Source organism: Synechococcus sp. N32, assembly GCF_900473895.1.
Classification (GTDB): Bacteria; Cyanobacteriota; Cyanobacteriia; order PCC-6307; family Cyanobiaceae; genus Parasynechococcus.
This window is the reverse complement of the sequence record NZ_UCND01000015.1, coordinates 339,130-360,281: the sequence shown is the minus strand read 5'-3', so window position 1 is coordinate 360,281 and position 21,152 is coordinate 339,130. Positions and strand designations below refer to the sequence as shown.

25 protein-coding genes and 1 tRNA gene are annotated in these 21,152 nt (G+C 59.9%); 10 read left to right on the top strand and 16 right to left on the bottom strand.

Translation table 11 applies throughout. The annotated features are described in order from the left end of the window. Window positions 1-3 precede the first annotated feature (3 nt). The 4 genes from DXY35_RS10460 to DXY35_RS10445 form a co-directional block, all read right to left on the bottom strand. Window positions 4-699: a CPP1-like family protein gene (locus tag DXY35_RS10460; protein ID WP_115082232.1), complete on the bottom strand. Its 696-nt coding sequence runs from the start codon at window positions 697-699 to the stop codon at window positions 4-6. Window positions 700-741: 42 nt separating this feature from the next. Beyond that, the gene (locus DXY35_RS10455) at window positions 742-963 is read right to left on the bottom strand and encodes a hypothetical protein (protein ID WP_025362298.1); all 222 of its coding nucleotides are present in this window, start codon (window positions 961-963) and stop codon (window positions 742-744) included. Window positions 964-1,032: 69 nt separating this feature from the next. Further along, window positions 1,033-2,679 carry a peptide chain release factor 3 gene (locus DXY35_RS10450; RefSeq protein ID WP_115008995.1) on the bottom strand — a complete coding sequence of 549 codons (1,647 nt, stop codon included), beginning with the start codon at window positions 2,677-2,679 and terminating at the stop codon, window positions 1,033-1,035. 6 nt (window positions 2,680-2,685) lie between these two features. Next, window positions 2,686-3,336: a trans-aconitate 2-methyltransferase gene (locus tag DXY35_RS10445; protein ID WP_371681773.1), complete on the bottom strand. Its 651-nt coding sequence runs from the start codon at window positions 3,334-3,336 to the stop codon at window positions 2,686-2,688. Window positions 3,337-3,484: 148 nt separating this feature from the next. On the opposite strand from DXY35_RS10445, the gene nrdJ reads away from it, so the two are divergent. Both nrdJ and DXY35_RS10435 read left to right on the top strand, forming a co-directional pair. Continuing rightward, a complete protein-coding gene (gene nrdJ / locus DXY35_RS10440; RefSeq protein ID WP_115082230.1) occupies window positions 3,485-5,815 on the top strand; it encodes a ribonucleoside-triphosphate reductase, adenosylcobalamin-dependent in 2,331 nt (776 codons plus the stop codon). A 58-nt stretch (window positions 5,816-5,873) separates the two neighbouring features. Then, window positions 5,874-5,960 (top strand) — tRNA-Ser (locus DXY35_RS10435). Window positions 5,961-6,390: 430 nt separating this feature from the next. Here the strand turns inward: DXY35_RS10435 and DXY35_RS10430 are convergent. Beyond that, the gene (locus tag DXY35_RS10430) at window positions 6,391-6,840 is read right to left on the bottom strand and encodes a hypothetical protein (RefSeq protein WP_115082229.1); all 450 of its coding nucleotides are present in this window, start codon (window positions 6,838-6,840) and stop codon (window positions 6,391-6,393) included. A gap of 311 nt (window positions 6,841-7,151) precedes the next feature. Between DXY35_RS10430 and DXY35_RS10425 the strand changes: the two genes are divergently transcribed. Both DXY35_RS10425 and DXY35_RS10420 read left to right on the top strand, forming a co-directional pair. Then, window positions 7,152-7,388 (top strand): hypothetical protein, encoded by a 237-nt coding sequence (locus DXY35_RS10425; RefSeq protein WP_006850194.1) that lies wholly within the window; start codon window positions 7,152-7,154, stop codon window positions 7,386-7,388. Between the two features lie 2 nt (window positions 7,389-7,390). Then, window positions 7,391-7,807: a hypothetical protein gene (locus DXY35_RS10420; protein WP_370586287.1), complete on the top strand. Its 417-nt coding sequence runs from the start codon at window positions 7,391-7,393 to the stop codon at window positions 7,805-7,807. Here the strand turns inward: DXY35_RS10420 and DXY35_RS13305 are convergent. The 4 genes from DXY35_RS13305 to DXY35_RS10400 all read right to left on the bottom strand — a co-directional run bounded on the left by DXY35_RS13305 (window position 7,791) and on the right by DXY35_RS10400 (window position 9,849). Beyond that, entirely contained in the window at window positions 7,791-8,084 is a 294-nt protein-coding gene (locus DXY35_RS13305; protein ID WP_370586288.1) for a hypothetical protein, read from the bottom strand. The two genes, DXY35_RS10420 and DXY35_RS13305, sit on opposite strands and share 17 nt — an antisense overlap. 170 nt (window positions 8,085-8,254) lie before the next feature. Beyond that, window positions 8,255-8,542, bottom strand: coding sequence for a hypothetical protein (locus tag DXY35_RS10410; RefSeq protein ID WP_115082227.1), 288 nt, complete (start codon window positions 8,540-8,542; stop codon window positions 8,255-8,257). 69 nt (window positions 8,543-8,611) lie between these two features. After that, entirely contained in the window at window positions 8,612-9,307 is a 696-nt protein-coding gene (locus tag DXY35_RS10405) for an SDR family NAD(P)-dependent oxidoreductase (protein WP_115082226.1), read from the bottom strand. After that, window positions 9,307-9,849: a TIGR00730 family Rossman fold protein gene (locus DXY35_RS10400; RefSeq protein WP_244273107.1), complete on the bottom strand. Its 543-nt coding sequence runs from the start codon at window positions 9,847-9,849 to the stop codon at window positions 9,307-9,309. The genes DXY35_RS10405 and DXY35_RS10400 overlap by 1 nt, the downstream gene beginning before the upstream one ends. Window positions 9,850-9,941: 92 nt before the next feature. Here DXY35_RS10400 and DXY35_RS10395 point away from each other — a divergent pair, with 92 nt between their 5' ends. Further along, complete coding sequence (locus DXY35_RS10395; RefSeq protein WP_115082489.1) at window positions 9,942-10,748, top strand: SdiA-regulated domain-containing protein; 807 nt, start codon at window positions 9,942-9,944, stop codon at window positions 10,746-10,748. Continuing rightward, the gene (locus tag DXY35_RS10390) at window positions 10,735-11,688 is read left to right on the top strand and encodes an SDR family NAD(P)-dependent oxidoreductase (protein ID WP_170950598.1); all 954 of its coding nucleotides are present in this window, start codon (window positions 10,735-10,737) and stop codon (window positions 11,686-11,688) included. Before DXY35_RS10395 ends, DXY35_RS10390 begins: the two co-directional genes overlap by 14 nt. A gap of 28 nt (window positions 11,689-11,716) precedes the next feature. On the opposite strand, the gene DXY35_RS10385 is transcribed toward DXY35_RS10390, so the two are convergent. Continuing rightward, a complete protein-coding gene (locus DXY35_RS10385; RefSeq protein WP_244273105.1) occupies window positions 11,717-12,817 on the bottom strand; it encodes a DUF389 domain-containing protein in 1,101 nt (366 codons plus the stop codon). A gap of 71 nt (window positions 12,818-12,888) precedes the next feature. Between DXY35_RS10385 and DXY35_RS10380 the strand changes: the two genes are divergently transcribed. Then, entirely contained in the window at window positions 12,889-13,755 is an 867-nt protein-coding gene (locus tag DXY35_RS10380) for a DMT family transporter (RefSeq protein WP_115082223.1), read from the top strand. Here DXY35_RS10380 and cobW read toward each other — a convergent pair. Both cobW and DXY35_RS10370 read right to left on the bottom strand, forming a co-directional pair. After that, on the bottom strand, window positions 13,692-14,834 hold the full coding sequence (cobW, locus tag DXY35_RS10375) for a cobalamin biosynthesis protein CobW (protein WP_115082222.1): 1,143 nt from the start codon (window positions 14,832-14,834) through the stop codon (window positions 13,692-13,694). The two genes, DXY35_RS10380 and cobW, sit on opposite strands and share 64 nt — an antisense overlap. Window positions 14,835-14,839: 5 nt before the next feature. Next, window positions 14,840-15,331: a pentapeptide repeat-containing protein gene (locus tag DXY35_RS10370; protein ID WP_244273103.1), complete on the bottom strand. Its 492-nt coding sequence runs from the start codon at window positions 15,329-15,331 to the stop codon at window positions 14,840-14,842. A 73-nt stretch (window positions 15,332-15,404) separates the two neighbouring features. Here DXY35_RS10370 and DXY35_RS10365 point away from each other — a divergent pair, with 73 nt between their 5' ends. The 3 genes from DXY35_RS10365 to ilvD are packed head-to-tail and all read left to right on the top strand — an operon-like array spanning window position 15,405 to window position 18,043. Continuing rightward, window positions 15,405-16,010, top strand: a complete 606-nt coding sequence (locus DXY35_RS10365; protein ID WP_115082220.1) for a uracil phosphoribosyltransferase — start codon at window positions 15,405-15,407, stop codon at window positions 16,008-16,010. Window positions 16,011-16,046: 36 nt separating this feature from the next. Then, the gene (locus DXY35_RS10360; RefSeq protein WP_114989086.1) at window positions 16,047-16,325 is read left to right on the top strand and encodes a hypothetical protein; all 279 of its coding nucleotides are present in this window, start codon (window positions 16,047-16,049) and stop codon (window positions 16,323-16,325) included. A gap of 44 nt (window positions 16,326-16,369) precedes the next feature. After that, window positions 16,370-18,043: a dihydroxy-acid dehydratase gene (gene ilvD / locus DXY35_RS10355; protein ID WP_115082219.1), complete on the top strand. Its 1,674-nt coding sequence runs from the start codon at window positions 16,370-16,372 to the stop codon at window positions 18,041-18,043. Window positions 18,044-18,054: 11 nt separating this feature from the next. Here the strand turns inward: ilvD and DXY35_RS10350 are convergent, their stop codons facing one another. Genes DXY35_RS10350 through gndA form a run of 4 tightly spaced genes read right to left on the bottom strand, consistent with a single transcriptional unit; the run spans window position 18,055 to window position 21,111 of the window. Next, window positions 18,055-18,423, bottom strand: a complete 369-nt coding sequence (locus tag DXY35_RS10350; RefSeq protein ID WP_115082218.1) for a hypothetical protein — start codon at window positions 18,421-18,423, stop codon at window positions 18,055-18,057. Between the two features lie 4 nt (window positions 18,424-18,427). Next, on the bottom strand, window positions 18,428-18,988 hold the full coding sequence (locus DXY35_RS10345; RefSeq protein WP_115082217.1) for a CIA30 family protein: 561 nt from the start codon (window positions 18,986-18,988) through the stop codon (window positions 18,428-18,430). Beyond that, the gene (pgl, locus tag DXY35_RS10340; RefSeq protein WP_115082216.1) at window positions 18,969-19,682 is read right to left on the bottom strand and encodes a 6-phosphogluconolactonase; all 714 of its coding nucleotides are present in this window, start codon (window positions 19,680-19,682) and stop codon (window positions 18,969-18,971) included. The genes DXY35_RS10345 and pgl overlap by 20 nt, the downstream gene beginning before the upstream one ends. A 10-nt stretch (window positions 19,683-19,692) precedes the next feature. Further along, on the bottom strand, window positions 19,693-21,111 hold the full coding sequence (gene gndA / locus DXY35_RS10335) for an NADP-dependent phosphogluconate dehydrogenase (RefSeq protein ID WP_115082487.1): 1,419 nt from the start codon (window positions 21,109-21,111) through the stop codon (window positions 19,693-19,695). Window positions 21,112-21,152 lie beyond the last annotated feature (41 nt).

Here is a 21,152-nt window from a genome sequence, read left to right as displayed (position 1 = left end):
TGCTCAGGCCAGGAACAGGGCTGCAGCCCACAGCAGCAGAGCTGCAGGCAGAGACTGGATCTGCAGAGGGCTGAGAGCCAGCTGTTCAACGGCAGTGGGGGAGAGCGCCAGGTTCAGCAAAGAGCCTGCCGCCAAGCCCAGGATGAGCACCAGCAACGTCCAGCCCAGGGATGCCAGTGGGCGGCGACCACGGCGAACCTGACTGAGAAAAACGCCGATGGTTGCCAGGGCCAGCACCAACTGAATGCTCCCGGCCGAGATCAGCAACAGAGCAACGCCGACGATCCCTGCAATCAGGCGAACGGAACGCCCCTGCCCTTCCACCAGGGCCCAGTCGGGCTTGAGGCCGGAGAGGGTCGGGGAGGGATCGGGCAGCCTGTTGCGGAGATTCGCCAACACGTTGCCCATCGGTGCCTGAGCTGGCGGAGAAGGCATGGATCCCGCCATGGCCTCCCGCTCCGATGCCGTCGCTGCAGCAGCACTCACCTGACCCTGTTGCCGGTCCCGCAGGCGAGCCATCAGGACAGCGTCGTAGGCCGCTTCGATCTTTGCTCGGGCCTGATCATCACCGGAAACCTCGGCGAGACAGCGTGCTTTGGCCGCCTGAACCTGATCGAAGCCTGCATCACGGCTCAGGCCGAGACGGGCAAATGGATCATCTGCGTTTGCATCGGGACCAGATTCACCCAGGGCTGCCATTGCGTCGATCGGGTTCCTTTTGATGAGCGTATCGGGGCCTGTTCAGAAGAGGGGCGCACCGTGACGAAAACCCTCGCTGCGTTCCAGCCTGCTCCGGCAGCTGAGGGCATCCACCCGGTTCATCCAGGAGCGGCGCTTGATCAACGGCATCTGCGGAGGAAGGTGGTAGCCCTCCAGCATTTCCACCGATTCGTCATCACCACGGAAACACACGTATTCGGTGCCGCCGTCAGCGCTGTTCCTCAGCAGCCAGAACGTACTCACGGAAGTTGAAGGCGCGGCACGATTCTGGCGAGAGAGCCGTGGAGGTGTGGATGGGGTGATCGGCGCGGTTCAGAGACTGATTGGCTCCACTCCACTCACCACCGGGGCAACACTGCTGAGTTCAAGGTCGGGGTGGTCTTCCCGAAGCTGGTTGAGATTCCACTCGTTCTTGAACAACAGCACAGGCCGATTCCAGGCATCACGCACGGTTTTGCAATTGAAAATCCGGCCCACCTTTTCGAGTTCAGCCCAACCGCCGTTGATCCAACGGGCAACCTGGAAACCCATTGGCTCAAGGCGGGTTTCCACGCCATATTCGTTTTCAAGCCGGTGCTGCACCACCTCAAGCTGGAGTTGTCCAACGGCCGCCAGAATTGGATCCCGCTTGCTCTCGTCAGTGTCATAAAGGATCTGCACAGCCCCCTCTTCCCGCAGCTCGTTCACCCCTTTGCGGAAGTTCTTGAAGGCTGAAGGGTTGGGGTTGCGCAGCCAACTGAAAATTTCCGGGCTGAAACAGGGAATGCCTTCGTATTCCACTTTCGAACCCACATAAAGGGTGTCGCCAATGGAAAACATGCCGGGGTTGTTGAGACCGATCACATCACCCGGATAGGCGTCTTCCACCACGGCTCGGTCCTGACCGAACAGCTTTTGAGGACGTGAGAGACGGATCGCTTTGCCCGTGCGGGCGTGCTTCACCGTCATGTCTTTTTCGAAGCGTCCGCTGCAGACACGGACGAAGGCAACCCGGTCGCGGTGCCTGGGGTCCATGTTGGCCTGAAGCTTGAACACGAAGCCGCTGAACCCTTCACGCAACGGGTCCACCAGACCTTCGCTGCTGGATCGGGCGATCGGCCGTTGCGCCATCTCAAGGAAGGCGTCGAGGAACGGACGGACCCCAAAGTTGGTCATGGCCGAGCCGAAGAACACCGGGGTGAGCTCACCGGCATGGACCATCTCGATGTCCAGCTCGGCGCCAGCCGCCTCAAGGAACTCCATTTCTTCAATGGCCAGATCCAGCAGGTCCTCTTCCACCAACTCGCGCAGAGCAGGGTCGTCCAGCGAGAGGCGTTGCTCACTGGCCTGCTTGCCGCGTTCAGCACGGCTGAATAGAACCACCTCCTTGCTGCGGCGATCGATCACACCTCGGAATTGCTCGCCACTGCCGATCGGCCAGTTCACCGCCCAGGGGGTGAGGCCGAGTTCCGACTCGATTTCATCGAGCAGGGTGAGCGGTTCCCGCCCTGGGCGGTCCATCTTGTTGATGAAGGTGAAGATCGGGATCTGCCGCATGCGGCAGACCTCGAACAACTTCCGGGTCTGAGGCTCCAGGCCCTTGGCGGCATCCTCCAGCATTACGGCGTTGTCCGCCGCTGCCAGAGTTCGGTAGGTGTCTTCGGAAAAATCCTGGTGACCTGGCGTGTCCAGGAGGTTGATCGTGGTGGCGTCGTAATCGAACTGCAGCACCGTGGAGGTGATTGAAATGCCCCGCTGCTTTTCAAGCTCCATCCAGTCGGAGGTCACCTTGCGCTGCTCACCCCGGGCTTTCACCGCACCGGCCTGCTGAATGGCACCGCCGTAGAGCAGCAACTTCTCGGTGAGGGTTGTTTTTCCCGCGTCCGGGTGAGAAATGATCGCAAAGTTGCGACGGCGATCCACCGCCGAGGCCAAAACCTGGGCCAGATCACCATCAGTGGTCGCTTGACTGCCGCTCATCGGATTTCAGGACTTCACCAAGCCTGACACCACCAGATAACGGTCGTCCTCCGCCGACACCGTCAACTCGTCGAGATCAAGCCGGTGGAGCTCTGCGGTCACCTCCTGAGGTTCGAAGGCCGCCGCCAGCGAGGCAGCGAAATCGTGCTGCAACACCTCTGGAGCCGATGGCAGGTGTTTGAGCAGCAGCTGTTGAATCTCAGCATCGGAAGCAGGACGCCGCAGATCCCGGTGCAAGGTGCGACAACCCGGTGCTGCCAAGTCTCTGGTGACCATCCAGAGCAGATCAGGCTGGTGCAGGTGATGCAAAAGGCTGTTGCTGACGATCAGATCAGCCTGCCCAAGCAGAGCACCTCGAAGCACCTCCTGAAGGGTCTGACAAAGGAAGGAGATCCCCAGCTGCTGCAGCTGGGCCCGCTCCCGGGCGACAGCCAGCATCGATTCGGCACCGTCAATGCCGATGATCCGAGCCTTGGGGAAGAGGCCGGCCAGCCGAAGCGTGATGTTTCCAGGGCCACAACCCAGGTCCACCACCAGTGGATCAGGCGGCAAAGGCGATGTGCGCGAGAGGAGACGCTGAATCGCTTCGATGGTGGCTTGATCGCCGGAACTGAAGTCGGCAGCGGCATAGGCCTGCACCTGCGTATCGCCGTTCATCAACTCAGGCTCCAGCCGCCGCTGCATCATTTGCTGCCGATTTAGAGCTCAGTTTGAACGGGACACTGTTGATGGTGGTGAAGAGACCTTGCTACCCCCATCTGTGGCGTTAGGGTTTCGATACTTGTCCTTCGCCCCAGCACCGCACGTGACCCTCACTCCAAATCGTGTGGAGACCTCTGCGGGAGCTGTCGCCGGGTTCGGCGACTTCCCCGCAACCGCTCCTGCTGCCAACCCGGTCTTCTATCGCACCTACAGCCGCAAAACCCCCAGCGGCCGTGAGAGCTGGAGTCAGGTGGGCGCGCGAAACCTGGAAGGTCTGCGTCAATTGGGCAACCTCAACGATGCGGAAGTTGCCCTGCTGGCTCGCATGCAGGCCGAGAAAAAAGCTCTTCCCTCAGGCCGCTGGCTTTGGATCGGTGGCACCCGCTGGATCGAGCAGCCCGAAAACTTCTCGGGTTCCTACAACTGCACATCCACCAACCTGGTGGATTGGCAAGCCTTCGGTCTGATGATGGACCTGGCGATGATGGGCTGTGGCACCGGCGCCATCATCGAGCCGCACCTGATCGACCGGCTTCCGGTGGTGCGCAACAGCTTTGAAGTTCTCAGCGTCAGCGAAATCGGCATCACTCCTGCCGCTGAGCGCCAGGACGACTGCACCCACAGCATTGATGGCAACAAGGTGACCATCAAGGTGGGTGACACCCGTCGCGGCTGGGTGGACAGCTACCAGCTGATGCTCGATCTCAGCAGCGATGAACGGTTCAACGGAGGTCCGATTCAGATCGAGGTGGACCTCAGCGATGTGCGGCCTGTTGGGGAAACGCTGAAGGGTTTCGGCGGCATGGCCAACCCCGTCAAGCTGAAGGATCTCTACGGGCGCGTTGCTCGGCTGCTGAACAAGGCCCAGGGCCGTCGGCTCACCTCAGTCGAGTGCTGCCTGTTGATCGACGAAGCCGCCGTCACGATCGTGGCTGGAAACATCCGTCGCAGCGCCGGCATGCGCCAGTTCGCTTCGGACGATCAGGCGGCTGCGTCCTCCAAGGACAACCTCTGGCAGCAAGACGAGGAGGGCAACTGGAGGATCGACCCCGAGCGTGATGCGCTGCGGATGGCCAACCATACCCGCGTCTATCACACCCGTCCCAGCAAGGACGTTGTGCACGCAGCGGTGACCAAGCAGTTCCACTCCGGCGAAGGTGCGATCCAGTTCGCTCCCGAAGCGATCGCTCGCTCCAATGCCGATCTGCTCACCACCCCTGAGCTGCGAACGGAATTCATTGAGATCTACTGCGACCAGGGTCGTGAGGAAGCGGGGCGTTGGCTGTCCGACAACCACGGCCCCATCGGCGCCGACGAGCTTGAGCACCGCCTCAGCCGTTACGGCTTGAATCCCTGCGGCGAGATCCTGGGCGCCGATTTCCATTGCAATCTGGCCGAGGTGCACCTCAACCAGATCGACCCCAGCGACGAGGAAGGACAGGCCGATGCCTTCCGTGCGGGTGCCCTGTCGGTTGCTTGTCTGCTCAACCATCGTTTCGAAGTTGAGCGCTACCGCCAGAGCCGTGAATGGGACCCGATCGTTGGCGTCAGCTTCACCGGTCTGTTCGACTTCTTCGTCCATGCCTTCGGCACGGAATGGCTGCGCTGGTGGGAGGCTGGCCGACCTGATACCGAGGAGGGTCTGCGCTTCAAGGAGCAGGAAGCTGCTTACCTGAGCCGTTGGAAGGAGATCGTCAATCAAACGGTCTGGGACTACTGCGACCGTCATGGTCTGCATCGTCCCAACCGCTGCACAACCGTGCAGCCTGCTGGCACCAAGAGCCTGCTCACCGGTGCCGCCCCCGGCTGGCATCCGCCCAAAGCTCAGCGCTTCATCCGTCGGATCACCTTCCGCAAGAACGACCCCGTGGCCATGGCCTGCATGGACTACGGCTACACCATCGTTCCCTCCCAGTCCGACAAGGATGAGGAAGGCCGTCTGCTGAATGACCCCTTCGATCCCCGCTGCACCGAATGGCTGGTGGAGATTCCCACCGAGGTGAGCTGGGCCAACCTGCCCGGTGCTGATGCCGTTGACATCAACGGCTTCAGTGCCATGGCGCAGTTCGATTTCTACATGCAGGTGCAGCGGCATTACACAGCGCACAACACCTCCGCCACCATCGAATTCCGCGAGCACGAAATCGAACCCTTGGCTGATGCTCTGCATCAAGCCATGGAGAAGGGCGAGGGCTACATCTCAGCAGCACTTCTGGCCCGCTTCGATGCGAATGCCACCTTCCCCCGCCTGCCCTTTGAGCCGATCGATGCAGCCACCTACGAGGAGCTGCAATCGGCTGTGGTGAAGCGTCGCGTCAGCAGTGATTTCTTCGAAGCACTGCAGCGTTACGACCAGGGCGAGCTGACCGAAGCGGGTCCGGCCGGATGTGATTCCGATAAGTGCCTGCTGCCTCTGGCCAAGCCGGAAAACTGAACTGGGAGCACGTCCCGATACAGTTGTCAGGTGTCCTGCGGGGCACCTGACACCCTCTGGAGAGGTGGTCGAGTGGTTTATGGCTCTGGTCTTGAAAACCAGCGTGTCTTCACGGGCACCGTGGGTTCGAATCCCACCCTCTCCGTTTTGAACGACCTGAACCAATGATCTAGACGATCGTTGATCTTGAAATGAATCAGGAAATGTTGTGTGGCCGACGGTGACGCACCACCGGAGCGATTCGACCACGTTGACACCTTGACGGGCCAATCACTGCAGATCGATTCATCACCAGGTTTCTTAAGAAACAAATGGATTTGACCCCTGCCGAAGCAGGAGTCAAACACCAAGGCGTCGGACATCGCTCTGTCCGGCATCCAAGCCCGATTAGCGACTTAGCTGAATCACTATGGGCCGAATCGTCCGCATTTTTAAAGGGGTTGTGCTCGGATTTCTGGACATCCACAAATTGCGCCCAAGACTCAATCTGATTCCTGCCTCGACGGCCTCGATCGAACTCTTGACGCTAAGGCTCGTGCGTCGATAGATGAAGTGACTGAACAATTAAAATCGGATCAGCCCATCTGGGAGGGAGCCTCAATGCTGCTGCCGTCAAAGTTGAGGATATAAGCCGATTCCTCAGCAACCAATTCACGGATCTCCTGGCGGGGGATATAAAGCAAATCAGTTTCACCAGCCATGCAGGACTCTGCATGGCGGCAGTAATAACAGGCGTAGCCAAAACAAGGCTTACGAGCTCTGGGGTCTTGTTCGATCCCATGCTCATCCATCAAAGAGCGCACAAGGCGGCAACAAAAGCGTTGCTTCTGGATTTGCATTAACGCGAAATCACGAAGCACGTCTTGCATGCTCCGGTTCAACGAAGCGCAATAGGCCTTCAACAGAGTGTGCTCCGATTCAGACATTCTGACGTTGACGACCTTGTCAGCCTGAACCGAAGTTGCACCCATCTGCTCCCAAGAATCCACGCCAACATCATATCCATGGATATGCAGATTTTGCATAAAAAAACTTCGCCTGGGTGATCAACAATCGACACCTGGAATCAGCGGGACAAGGAAAGATGGCAGCCCAGACAGGACTGAATTGACGAAATAGAGGCACAACAATTGCAGCCAGACAGCTCAGTCCTTGTGCCTCAAAGGGGTGGCCCATGAATCAGCTACGCAAGCAGCACCCTGGCGGTCACGCCAAAGGGCCGAGCAATGCCGGGGAACAACCCCGAAGCAAGCCATAAGACACCCGGCAGACACTCGTGAGTTGCTCAGCAGTGTCTCTCGAGCTACCCTGGGGACGCTCCGGCAGCAGACGGGTCATGATCAAAACCTCTACCCGAGAGACCCAGGTGAAGCTCACGGTCTCCGTTCCACCGAGCCTTCATGTGCTTCTTCGCGGCTGGGCCCTGTGCGAAGGACGTGAGCTAACCAGCGTTGTACTTCAGTGCGTGGAGCTGTCGGTGCGCCAACTCAAGAGCAATGGCTCCATTCCCAGCGCAGCCATCCGCGCCTATGAGGCTGCCTGTGATGAACGTTTGGCTGTGGGAGGGTTGTGATCGTGCAGCTTGATCAGATCGAACAAGCGCTTCAGGCTCCGGTGATGGACGCCGTGATTGCCCTGAGCGAAAGGGTGCAAACCCTCGAGAACAATCCTGAGGGGCGGATCTACACCGCCTATCGCGCTATCGATCAAACCCTCTCCTTGGGGTACTCCGAGAACATCGATGCGATCGGTGAACAGCTTCGCGAACGCGACTTCGTGCTTCTCGCGAGCCGTCGGGGTACACGCCGAGAGCAGAGGTTGCTGTTACTCACCCTCAAAGAGATCGGTATCGCCAGCAGCTACAGCGAAAACTGCTTCAGCGCATCGCCGAACACGGTGAGCCATCTCAGGCACCTGGGCTGGCCCTTGGGCAATCTCAAGCAAAACGCCAACGGCACCAAGACGCGCAAACGCTTCAACCCGGGGCGCTGATCAACGATCGACAGCGTTGCACCATCGCCGCCACAACGGCAGGATCAGCGGCGGCTCGATCGCCGCGATCCATGTCCCGGTACAAGTCGGCAACCGCCCATGCTTTGGAGGCCGGTTCATTCAGATGGCGTGGGATGAGATGCAGATGAAGGTGCTGGGCTCCCTCACCAAAGGCAATGGCATACACGCGCTCGCATCCGCTGATCTGTTTCACGAGATCACTGGCATCGCGAACAGCGCACCCCCAATCAGAAGCCTCGGCCGCCGTGAAATCCACGGGGCCGGAACAATGCCTTCGTGAATCCAAGAGAAGCCAACCTGGTAGAGGTGCTGGGTCCGGGTGATGCCGCAAAACCCAGAGTTCAGAGCGCTGAATCTCGTACCGCTCTTGCGCTGTGGGATCGAGATGCAGCTGGCAGATGGCGCAGTTTTCCAAGGGGATGATCTTCAACGACGAACAGCACCACGGCCATTACCGATCAAGCCGAAGTCGATGATCACGCCGATCAACACCACCAACAGGCCACTGAACGACGACACGCCCCCGAACGAGGCCGCAGCCCAGCAATAGCCGAGGGTTGTGGTGGGGAGAAACAACAGACCCAGGATGGGAAGCAACGGGTTGGGAACACTGGTGCCACTGAAGGGCTGCAGCACGAAACTGCTGTTGATCAACCACATCAACACCAAAACCAGGCGGGGAGCCAGCAGGCCAATCGCCGCCATAAGACACATCGCAGGGCACGGACGCTGAGTCATCCATAGCGACATCATCTGAGGGCGACATCGTCTTCACCGGAAGATTCAGGTTTCGAGCGAGCAATTCATCGCCAACTCGAACGGAACGGCGGCGTTGGGGATCGACAACAGGCTGCTCGAGAGAGACGCAAGATCCTCGGGTTGGGTCATCGCGGCAAGTTCAACGGCCGTCACCGCATGAGCCATCTCGGTGTTGACCCAACTGGGACAGATGGCGGTCACCCGAATCCCCTTGTCCCACCCTTCATTGCGCATGCTCTGACAGAGCCCCATCAAGGCGAATTTGCTCACGGGATAACCCGCCATTCGACCTTTGACGCGTTTGCCACTCATCGACACCAGCACCTGGATTCGTCCATGGCCACTGGTCGCCAGATACGGCCAAGCCGCACGGGTCAGCCACCAGGGCCCCTTCACGTTGATCGCCCACAGTTCATCAAGCTGCTGCTCTTCGCCATCCGCAAACAACAACGGGGTTCGATGCAAAATCCCCGCGCAGTGGATCACGGTGTCGATGGCACCCCAGTGACAAACGGTGCTGTCAACCCAGGCTTCAACACTGGCTGGATCACTGGCGTCATAGGCGTGATGCAACACCGTCGCAACATCCAGGTCTGTTCCCCTTAGAGCCTGCGGATCCCGCAGACCAAGGCTGAGGCGGTGACCATCCTTAAGCAACCGTCTGGCAATGGAACGTCCGATGCCACGACTGGCTCCGGTAAGCAAAACCGTGCGTTGCATCAGGACGCGTTGAGGAGTCGATAGATCAGCAATTCTGGCGTTGTTGCATCCAGGAGGAGCTGGCGATTTCGCTGCGAGAGAAAGCCCGTCGAAACGCTTTGACCCAAAAAGCTCAGCAACGCATCGAAGTAGCCATCGATATTGAGCATGCCGATCGGCTTGGCATGAAAACGAAGCTGAGCCCAGGTCAAGGCTTCAAACAACTCGTCGAGGGTTCCCAGGCCTCCGGGCATAGCAACGGCTGCATCGGCCAGATCGAGCATTCGCGCTTTGCGCTCGTGCATCGATCCCACAACCTCGAGATGGGTCAAACCGGAGTGCACCACTTCATCTTGCGTTAACGCCTCGGGGATCACCCCGATCACCTCCCCTCCAGAGGCCAAAGCGGCATCAGCAACAGCGCCCATCAAACCAATGCGAGCGCCGCCGTAAACCAGGGCCATGCCCTGAGTGGCGATCAGTGCACCCAGCTCAGTGGCAGCAAGCTTGAACAGGCTCGAGTCGCCGCTCGAGGAGCCGCAATACACAGCGATTCGATTCATGGCGCCTGGCCGTGATCCATTCATCCTCACCTGGGATGGCTGGCAAAAACGAGCCAAGTCTCGAGAATCACCAGGAACGGGTCCCGATGAGGATGACCTCGATGCGCCTTGAGCTGCTGAGCCGTCACAGGATTCGAGACCCAGGCCTCGGCCTGAATGAGCCATCCGGACTGACGCTGAACGCGGATGGATCAGCTCTGTACACCGTCAGTGATGACACCAAGGCGATTTTTCGTTTGGATCTCAAAGGCGGGGTGTCGGTGAGCGACTTGTTCTTCATCGGCCTCGAGGACTTGGAAGGCATTGCACTCCGTGGCGATGACAGCGAGCTGCTCGTGGTGCAGGAGCGGAGCAATTCTGTGGTGGTGGTGGATCTGAACAGCCGGAGCGAACGGTCTCGGCACCCCCTGTCAGCCATGACCAACTACGACACGATCGCGCACCACTTCCCAGACCCTCCGGACAACAACGGATTGGAGGGCATCACCGTGAACACCAGGAACGACCATGTGGTTGTGGTGAAAGAGCGCAAGCCCGGTCTGCTGATTGAACTGGATTCCTCGCTCACGACAATCCTCTCCACACGCGTGCTGCAGCCCAGCCAAGGGTTCATCCATCCCGAACTGAAGGCCGAGAAGCTGGATTTCTCGGGCCTGAGCTACGACAGCAGCAGCGACACCCTCTGGATCGTGAGCGACAAGGGCCGGTGCCTGTTCCAATACGAATGGACACGCGACACTGTGCTCCAGCGCCTCGATCTCACCATCAGCACGGGAGACAAGCCAAAACGGATCCGAAAACCGGAGGGTGTTGCCTTCGATCCTGATCGAAAAAGGTTGTACGTGGTGAGCGATCGTGACGGGGTTCTCTATGTGTTCAGGCTCCATGACGACGGCTGAACAGCGCCGCGTTCTGATCACCGGTGCCAGCAGCGGTATTGGCCTTGAAGCGGCAAAAATCCTGCTGGCTCGCGGTGATGCACTCACCGTTGTTTGCCGCAATGCAGAACGGGCCGAACGAACCCGCACGGCTCTGTCGGGTTCCGTTGACACCTGCATTGCCGATCTGGCTGACCTTGCGTCCGTCGCCAAAGCGATTGAAGAACTTCGCTGTGACGGAACGCCATTCGATGCACTGGTGCTGAATGCCGGGTTGCAATACGCCGGCCATGACTCCCCCCGCTGGAGCGCACAGGGCATTGAACTCACCTTTGCGGTGAACCACCTAGCCCATCAACTGTTGGCTGAAGGACTGAAAGAGCACACCCGTGCCTTGGTGATCACCTCCTCTGAGGTGCACAACCCAACCACGGGTGGAGGACGGGTTGGGAAGCCTGCCGGCCTGGGCATGCTGAAGGGACTGCGCCAGGGTCCCGGGGCCCCGATGGTGGACGGAGAAAGTTCGTTCGATGCAGACAAGGCCTACAAAGACAGCAAGCTCTGCAATTTGCTGATGGCCCTGCAGATCCACCGACAACGTCCTGAGCTGCCTGTCGTGGCCTGGAGTCCGGGGCTGGTGATTCCACGCACATCAGAGGGTTTTTTCAGAAACAGTCGCCAGGCCAATCCCCTGGGACAGGCCCTGTTTGGGTTTGTTGCCCGAGATGTTCTGAGACTGACGGAGAGTGTTGAGCGGGCTGGGGCACTGCTGGTTCAACTCATCGATGAACAGCTTCACCAGCCGCGATTCAGCTACTGGAGCAATGGGTTGCTGGGTCCAGGCCGGCATCGATTCAGCCCAACACAACCGTCCGAGGAAGCAACAGACAGCACCAAAGCAACGACGCTCTGGGCGTTATCTTCCGACCTAATCGCCGCGTCGCTAGCGACATCAAACTAACCAAATCTTGTGTGTTTGAAGTGATTTTTTAATTGTCAAACTTGTACACGTGATTTGGGATCACACTGATGTTCACATCAAGATCATCCAACCCAAAGCCTTTTGCCCGCTTCAACATCTGCTGATTCACTCGATTCATAATGGATTGATCAAAAATATCTTCCGGTGCACTCAAGACAAGATCCAGTCTTGCCTTGTTATCGACAACACTGACGTTGCTGTACAGCAGACGAACTTTTTCCCACAATCTCGGATTTCGTTGAACGATGGAAACACGTTGTAGGCGTCCGGCCTTGAAGCGACCAAATACAGCATCCATTTGGTACCTCACACTGAAGTCGTGCAATGCCGATGACAAAGGAAGACTTAGCAATCCGAGCAAGCCCAGCCAAACCAAAAGATTGCGCCAGCAGCTGCGGAGTGAGCCGTAACGCTGAAGTAAAAACACCACAAGGCTGGTGACGGTGATGCCGATCAAGTTCGCCAAAAAGAGCAGAAATGAACCCTCCGCGATCTGATTGGTGAGGCCCGCCACCGTTCCTCGCCCAAACACAGCCACCATTTCCGAGCCGAGGGTGAGGCCGATGCCACTAACGCAGAGCGGTGGAACCAGGGCGACAGCAATCGCCACCCCAGCAATCGAATTCGACAATTGTTTGCGGGTCATCGAAAACGACCCGGCAACAGCCGCCGCAATGGCGATACCCAGATCGATCAGGTTTGGAGAGGTGCGAGTGGTGATCTCCGACTCCACATGGCTGATGCCAAGTCCCCAACTGATCAAGCATGCAGTTCCAACAACCGCGAACACGCCAAAGCCAATCGTGACTGCAGAACGGCGCATCAATTTCCCGTCACTGACAGCCAAACCAAAGGCCAGGCTGAGGATTGGGTCCATGAGAGGGGCGACGATCATGGCCCCGATGACGACCGCCGTGCTGTTGGAAACCAGCCCAAGGGTGGCGATCACCGCAGAACTGATCAGCAAGATGAAGAATCCGAGCGATGGCTTAGATGAAGCGATCCGCGCTTCATAGAGCTCTGTGCGCGGAACGCGACTTCCAAGATGGATCGCCCACTGCCCCGAAAGGCGATCCAGTAACTGCCCCAGCACCTTGTTCGTCTCCAAGACTCACATTCCCGAATTGTGCACAGAGTTCTGAACAGCGCAGCAGACTGCACGACGATCACCACCACAACATGACGGGTGTACTGGCGGCCCTGGGAGCGGCCATGGCCTGGACGGGAGCCAGTGCGCTTTGGAGGTCGCTATCGGGGCGGATGTCGGCGATCCGGCTTAACGCCATGAAAAACGGCTTGGCCAGCCTGTTGTTTCTGCCGGTTCTGGTCACACTCCCGCTGCACAGCGGGTGGCAAGCCGTGGTGCTGCTGCTGCTGAGCGGCCTGATCGGGATTGCGGCCGGCGACAGCTTTTATCTCGGGGCGTTGCGGCGACTCGGCACCCGACGAACCCTCACCGTTGAAGCCAGTGGACCGGTGCTCGCCAGCATCGCTGGGGTGCTGGTGATGGGTGACAGCTTGGGAGTGAAGAACGGTCTCGGCGCGCTTTTGGTTTCAAGCGCCGTGGTGCTCATTGCCATGCAGGCGAAAGAGACGAGCCAACGGAAGCAGGGAGCCATCGCTGCTGACTTCGGCACTGGGCTGCTGTTGGCACTCACCGCCGTGATCTGTGGGCTCAGCGGAGCCTTTCTGGCCCGTCATGTGCTGATCAGCAGCGACCTCACCCCTTTGCAGACAGCATCGATACGATTGCTGGGAGGTTGGCTAGGTCTGCTTCCCTTTCTCAAGGGGATCTGGAGACAGACCAAGCTGAAGCGACGGGAGCAGTGGAAGCTTGTGATCGCCACCGTGGTCGGAACCAACGGGGGAATCCTGTTACAACAGGTGGTGCTGCAAACGATGCCCGTTGGAGAAGGGGTGACGCTGATGGCCACGGCACCGGTGATGGCTCTTTTTGTGGGCCGAATGGAAGGAGACCCGATTCACCTCTCCGGCGTGGCTGCCGCGGGGCTGGCCTTGGCCGGTGTGGCCTGCACCAGCCTCTGAAGGCCGGATTCCAGGGCCGGAGCTGCAGCCTCGTTCAAGGCCAAAACCACTAGATCAGCACCACAACCCTGGTCGGGACGCCAGGCATGGCTGGGAGCTGCTTCAAACCAGCTGTTCAACCGCGGACCCACCATCTGGATCTGGAGCGGAAGCGTTTTGCCGGGCAGCCAGACACGCCCCTTGAGTCGAACCACCTGGTGTTTGCTCACGAGGGTGGGCAACATCTGCTCGAGGGCCTCACGGTCCAAGGCCCCTTCGACGCGAACATTGCTGCCCACCATGTCGACATGGCTGTGGTCGTGATGGTCGTGATCGTGGTCGTGGCCATGACTGTGATCGTGATCGTCGTGATGATCGTGATCGTGGTGGGTATGGGCCTCTTGGGGAGTGGGCTTGTGATCAAGGCCCAACACAACGGATGTCTCCACCTGTCCCTGAGACACAGGAAGCAGAGCGGTACCCGGGCGCACTTTGTCTTTGATCCGCCCCTGCACCTCAGCCATCGCTGATGCATCCAGGCAATCAGCCCGGCTGATCAAGACCAGGTCAGCGGCCTGGAGTTGATCCTCAAACAAGTCGTCGATCGCTGTGAGGTGATCGAGGCTGGGATCCTCGGCCCGTTGCCGCTCCAGCGCTTCAGCATCAGCCACTGGGCTGCCTGCAGCCAAAGCTTCGCCATCCACCAGCGTCACCACACCATTCACATGCACGCGGCTGCGGATGGCCGGCCAATCCAGGGCCTGAAGGAGAGGCCTTGGCAAAGCGAGACCGCTGGTTTCAACAACGATCCCATCCAATTGATCCGCCCGTTCCAGCAACGTCTCCATGGTCGGCAGGAAGTCGTCCTGCACCGTGCAGCAGAGGCAGCCGTTGTTCAGCTCAACCAAACGGCCGTCCACCTCCTCCTCAGGACAAAACCCGCAGCTGCGAATCAGATCACCATCAAGCCCAACGCTGCCAAATTCGTTGACCATCACAGCCAATCGCTGACCGCCACGGGTGAGCAGATGGCGGAGCACCGTGGTCTTGCCGGCCCCAAGAAACCCGGTGATCACGGTCACCGGCAGACGCTTAGCCATGACGATTAAGGGCGGCAGCCCAGGCTCTCACGGGTGGAGACACCACTGATCGGATTGGATCCATCCGCCCGAGCGCAGAGGGCCCGCTGTTGGGGAAGGTCGATCACTGCGTTGGTGAAATCAGCACCGTCGATCTGCGCGTCCGTGAAACGGCTCTGCATCATCATCGCGTTGGTGAAATTGGCCCCCCGGAGATCGGCCCCCTCGAAGTGGCTGGCAAAGCCCACAACATCGGAGAGATCGGCATCCCGGAGATCGGCCCCCTGCAGTTGCGAGGTGTTGATCACAGCGCCGCGCAGGTCTGTGCCGCTGAGATTCACCTCGCGCAAATCGGCCTTGAGGAACTCTTTTTCTTTGAGGTCAAGACCGTGCATATCGGCGCTGATCTCCTGAACTGCGAACTGACCACGCAGCTCGGGAGCGGTGATGGCCTGCACTGATTCAGCCCAAACAACAGTGCTGAACGCCAGCGTGATCACCGCCAGCAGCGAGGCCATACATCGAAGGGCGCCCATGAGACCGGTAATTTGAGCAATCACGTTATGGCAACTGTCCGCGGAGCGAGTCGATATGGCCATGAGTTTGCGGGTGGTGGTTCCACCCCATCCCCTGATCGGCCATTGGCTGACCATGCTTCGGCATCGGGAAACCCCTGCGGCCCTCTACGCCACAGCCCTGCAGGAACTGGGTCGGTGGCTCACCTACGAAGCCCTGCGGGACTGGCTGCCCCATCGCCGGGAGATGGTGCCCGGACTCCATGGGGACACCGAAGGCACCCTCGTTGAAGCATCGGTACCGCTGATCGCCATTCCAGTGCTGCCAGCAGGCCTCGAGCTTTGGCAGGGAGGACGATCCGTCCTTCCCGATTCCTGCCTCTGCCTGGGGTCGTGCCCACAGGAGATCGAAGCCAACGCCGGGGTGATTCTGTTTGTTGATCAGATCAGTGATGGTGAGGCCACCCTCAAACTTCTGCAGGAGCTCCAGAGCAAGGGTGTGGATGGTCGGCGGCTGCGGCTGATCACTGCCCTCTGCGCCAGTCCAGGACTGAAGCTGTTGGGTGAAGCGATTCCAGACCTAACGCTGCACACCGCCTGCATTGACGAAGGCGTGGGGGAGCAGGGTGAGATTCGTCCGGGAATCGGTGACCCTGTGCGACGGCTGAACCTCAGATCTTGAGGGCATGACTAACCTTCAGGCAGGTTGAACGCACCCATGGCCCAGCAGCACGACACGGGCTCAGGCACCCTGGCAACTCTGGTCACCGGAGCAGTGCTCGGTGCTGCAGGCCTGGCCTGGTGGCTCCTCAACGAAGCCGACAGGCGCAGGCGTTACGGCGCGCAGAAGTCGATGTTGCACGCACCGCGGATGCAGGACGGTTCCGAAGTGCTGGACAGCGCAGGTAACGGACACCTCGAGGAGCGGGTGGAAAAACTCAACGCGGAGATCGCCCGCGTTCGCGCCCAACTCGAGGGACTCGGTAGCGAAGGATGAGCGCTCGGTAGGTTGGCTTGATTGCCACTGGTCCGCTCAGTTCCATGCTTCGCTCCGACGCCGTCACCAAGGGGATTCAGCGGTCTCCCAACCGCGCCATGTTGCGGGCCGTGGGCTTTGGAGACAGCGATTTCGGCAAGCCCATCCTGGGCATTGCCAACGGCTACAGCACCATCACCCCCTGCAATGTGGGGCTGAACGACCTGGCCAAACGAGCTGAGGAAGCGGCCCGGCAGGCCGGAGGCATGCCACAGATGTTCGGAACCATCACCGTGAGTGATGGAATCTCCATGGGCACTGAAGGGATGAAGTACTCCCTGGTGAGCCGTGAAGTGATCGCTGACGCCATCGAAACGGCCTGCAATGGCCAGAGCATGGATGGGGTGCTGGCCGTTGGTGGCTGCGACAAGAACATGCCCGGCGCCATGCTCGCGATGGCACGGATGAATATCCCTTCGGTGTTCGTCTACGGCGGCACGATCAAGCCGGGCAAGCTGGGCGGCTGTGATCTCACGGTGGTGAGCGCTTTTGAAGCGGTCGGCCAACTGACCAGCGGCAAGATCGACGAAGAGCAGCTCACCGCAGTTGAGAAAAATGCCTGCCCTGGGGCTGGCAGTTGCGGCGGTATGTTCACCGCCAACACCATGAGTGCCGCCATCGAAACGATGGGTCTCAGCCTCCCCTACAGCTCCACGATGGCTGCCGAGGACGAGGAAAAGGCCGACAGTGCGGCTCGCTCCGCCGAGGTGCTGGTGGAGGCCGTGAAAGCCAACATCCGCCCCCTGGATCTGCTCACCAAGGAAGCCTTTGAGAACGCCATCAGCGTGATCATGGCGGTGGGTGGCTCCACCAATGCGGTGCTGCACCTGCTGGCCATTGCCCGCACCGCCGGCGTTGCTCTGAGCATCGATGACTTCGAACGGATTCGTCAGCGGGTGCCGGTGATCTGTGATCTCAAGCCCAGCGGCCGCTACGTGACCGTTGATCTGCACAACGCCGGCGGCATTCCCCAGGTGATGAAGCTGCTGCTGGATGCAGGCTTGCTGCAAGGCGACTGCCGAACGGTGGAGGGCAAAAGCCTGAAGGAGTTGCTGGCCGATGTGCCCTCGGAGCCGCCCTCCGGGCAGGACGTGATCCGCCCCCTGAGCAATCCGCTTTACGCCAAAGGGCACCTCGCCATCCTCAAGGGCAACCTCGCCAGCGAGGGAAGCGTGGCCAAGATCAGCGGTGTGAAGACCCCTGTTCTCACCGGCCCGGCGCGGGTGTTTGAAAGCGAGGAAGACTGCCTTGCCGCCATCCTCGACAAAAAGATCCAGGCCGGGGATGTGGTGGTGGTCCGCAACGAGGGTCCAGTCGGTGGACCGGGCATGCGGGAGATGCTGGCTCCCACCTCAGCGATCGTTGGTCAGGGCCTTGGGGACAAGGTCGCCCTGATCACCGATGGCCGATTCAGCGGCGGCACCTATGGCCTGGTGGTGGGTCACGTGGCTCCTGAAGCCGCCGTTGGCGGAACGATCGGGCTGGTTCAAGAAGGCGACAGCATCACGGTTGATGCTGATCAGCTGCTGCTCCAACTCAACGTGGATGACGCGGAACTGGATCGCCGCCGGGCGGGATGGAGCAAGCCGGAACCCCGTTACCGCAACGGAATTCTCGGCAAGTACGCGCGGCTCGTCTCCAGCTCAAGCCGGGGTGCGACCACCGACCACGCCGATTGAATTCGGCGCGATCAAACAGCCGGTTGCACCAGAGCCCGTAGGCGCCGACCCAATGCTTCAAGCGGGGCGGCATCCTGCGGTGCCGCACAGCGCTGCCCCGATGCGCCATCCATCCAGACTGGATGGCGCCCGTGCCAGAGCATTGGACGTTCCGGTTGGTCCCACCAGCTCAGCATCAGATTGATTTCATCGCCACTCCGATAGATCTCCAGTTCAAGATCCTGATCGGAGCAACGCTGGCCGTCGCCATCACGGCATTCAATCCGCACGCGCAGTTCGTCGATCTGTTCTGGAGCCGAAGGATCGATCAGAACAACAGCATGGCTCCAGGGCTTGAGGCAAACGTCAGCCGCCTTGGCAATCAACACCAGAAGGTCCATGGACTCAGGGCAAGGCGCGGATTGAACGGATCAGCACCCGGATGGACCCAGCGCGAAACCCCGGATTGAGATCCCCAGCATCGCCGAATTTCGAGTGCAACACCTGAATGCGGGTGATGCCACTGGGATCGAAGCGCAGCGGTAAGCCCACGGGCTTGGCACGCACCGTGGGTCTGAGGTCGGCGAATGGCACCACAACAGGGGTCAAACCGGACGGCTTGGTCGCAACATCCACCACCCAGCGGAGACCACCGGGAATCAGTTCCGTGAGTTCCATGGCTCCATCCCGGCAACCAAGGGCAATCTTCAGGGTGCGTCCCTCACCCTCAACATCCAGCTGAAGTGCTGAATAAGGGGACAGATCGAGCGGGGGCTGAAGACGAGGGGAGCGGCAGCTCACGAAACCACCGCCGGTCTCCACCAGCTCCCCGTCCAGCACGAGTCCGTCGGGGGTCACGCGGCAACCGGCACGGGATCGGCCGCCCATGATCGTGTCGTTCAGGCTGGCCCAGTCAGCAAAGTCGCTGCCCTGGAAAAGGATCTGTTCAGAGGCCGGCGGCTGCATCCTGATCAGCAAGGATCAGCACATCACTAGCAGGTTGAACCAGCCGAGCGGGAGTGCGATCGGAGGATTCGGAGGGATCAACCAGTCTCCGGAGGGCCTCCTGTTTACCGGCCCCACTGACGAGGAAGATCACCTGACGGGCGGCACTGAGCACAGGAGCCGTCATGGTGATGCGATCCAACCCCTTGCCGCGCCCGATGGTCGTCCAGCGATCCGACACCGCTGGAGCCTCGGTGCCGGGGAACAGGGATGCGGTGTGGCCGTCATCCCCCAGGCCCAGCAGCATCAAATCGAACACCGGTGGTGCTCCTGAGCACAGCTGAGAAAGCTGGTCAGCAAAAGCCTGGGCACTGGCCTCAGGGCTCTCCAGTTCCACGGTGGGCACGGGATGAAAAGCGGCTGAAGCTCCAGGCCCGGGGGCGAGAAGGGTGCGGCGCAGCATGCCGGCGTTGCTGGACGCATCGTCGGCAGCCACCCAGCGCTCGTCACCCAGAACGACGTCCACCCTGTCCCAAGGCAACCGTTCCTGACCGAGCAGGGAGTAGGCGCTGGCGGGCGTGCTCCCACCGGAGAGAGCGATCTGGCAGCGGTCCCGTTGATCCAAGGCCAGATCAATTTGGGCGGCAACAGTTTCACAGACCTGACGGGCGAGGTCCTGAGGATCCTTCGCCCGCTCGATGCGGTAGTTGGTCATCGCTAAACGCTCAGCTGAGCCATTCGGTGTGGAACGTCCCCTCCTTGTCGACCCTTTGGTAGGTGTGGGAGCCGAAGCAATCCCGCATCGCCTGAACCAGGTTCTGAGGAAGGCGACCGGAGCGGTAGCTGTTGATGTAGTCGAGGGTGCTGCTGAAGCAGGGAACGGGAATACCGGCCTCGGCGGCACCGGCCACCACTTGAGCCAGTCCGGGAAGCCGTCGGTTGATCTGTTCAGCGAACCAGGGATCAACCATCAGGTTGGGCAGCTGAGGATCTGCGTGGAAAGCATCCTGAATGCGCTTCAGCAGACGGGCCCGAATGATGCAGCCACCCTTCCAGATCTGAGCAATCGACGGCATGTGGAGTTCATAGTCGAGGTCCTGGGAGGCGATTCGCAGAAGCTCCATGCCCTGGGCATAACTGGCGATGCAGCTGAGCACCGTGGCATCCATCAGCGGAGCCATGGCATCGTCAGGCGTTCCCAGGTCAAAGTCCTTGATGATTGGTCCTTTGAGGATCGATTCGGCCGCCACGCGTTGGCGCTTCATCGAGCTCATCACCCTTGCATTCAGAGAGGCATAGATGGTGGGAACAGAAGCACCCATCTGCAGCGCCGTCACCACGGTCCAGAGTCCCGTGCCCTTCTGGCCAGCCTGATCGGTAATTTTTTCCACCAGGTCCCTGCCATCAACGGGATCCTTGGTGCGAAGACACACCTCGGTGATTTCCACCAGATACGACGACAACTCTTCTGTGGCGTTCCATTGCCCGAGAACGTCGGCCATCTGCACACCGCTCATTCCCTTGACCCGCTTCATCAGGTCGTAGCCCTCGGCAAGGATCTGCTCGATGCCGTATTCGATCCCGTTGTGGACGGTCTTCACCAGGTGTCCTGATCCGCCTGGACCGATGTAGGTCACGCAAGGGCCGTCTTCGACCTGGGCCGCCATCTTGTTCACGAGGCCCTCGATGGCCTCGTAGGAAGTCTTGGTTCCGCCGGGCATCATGCTCGGACCCTCCAGGGCACCTTTGGCGCCACCGGACACACCCATACCGATGAAGCCAAAACTCTTGCTTTCGAGTTGCTTCACCCGACGTTCAGTGTCGTGATAATCGGAGTTGCCTCCATCAATCAGCAGATCGCCTTCCTCGAGATAGGGAGAGAGCTGATCAACAACGGCATCGACCGCGGGCCCCGCCTTCACCATCATCAAAATCCGGCGGGGGCGTTCAAGCTTGCCGACGAAATCTTCGAGGTCAGTGGCGCCCTGGATGTTCTTGTCCTTGCCACGTCCCTGGAGGAAGTCTTCGGTTTTGGCGTAGGTGCGGTTGTAGACAACGCTGGAAAAACCGTTGCGCTCCGCATTCAGGACGAGGTTCTCGCCCATCACGCCAAGACCAATGAGGCCGAAGTGAGACTTGGACATGGCCTGAAGGAACACAGACGACTGATCCAAGTGTGTTGATC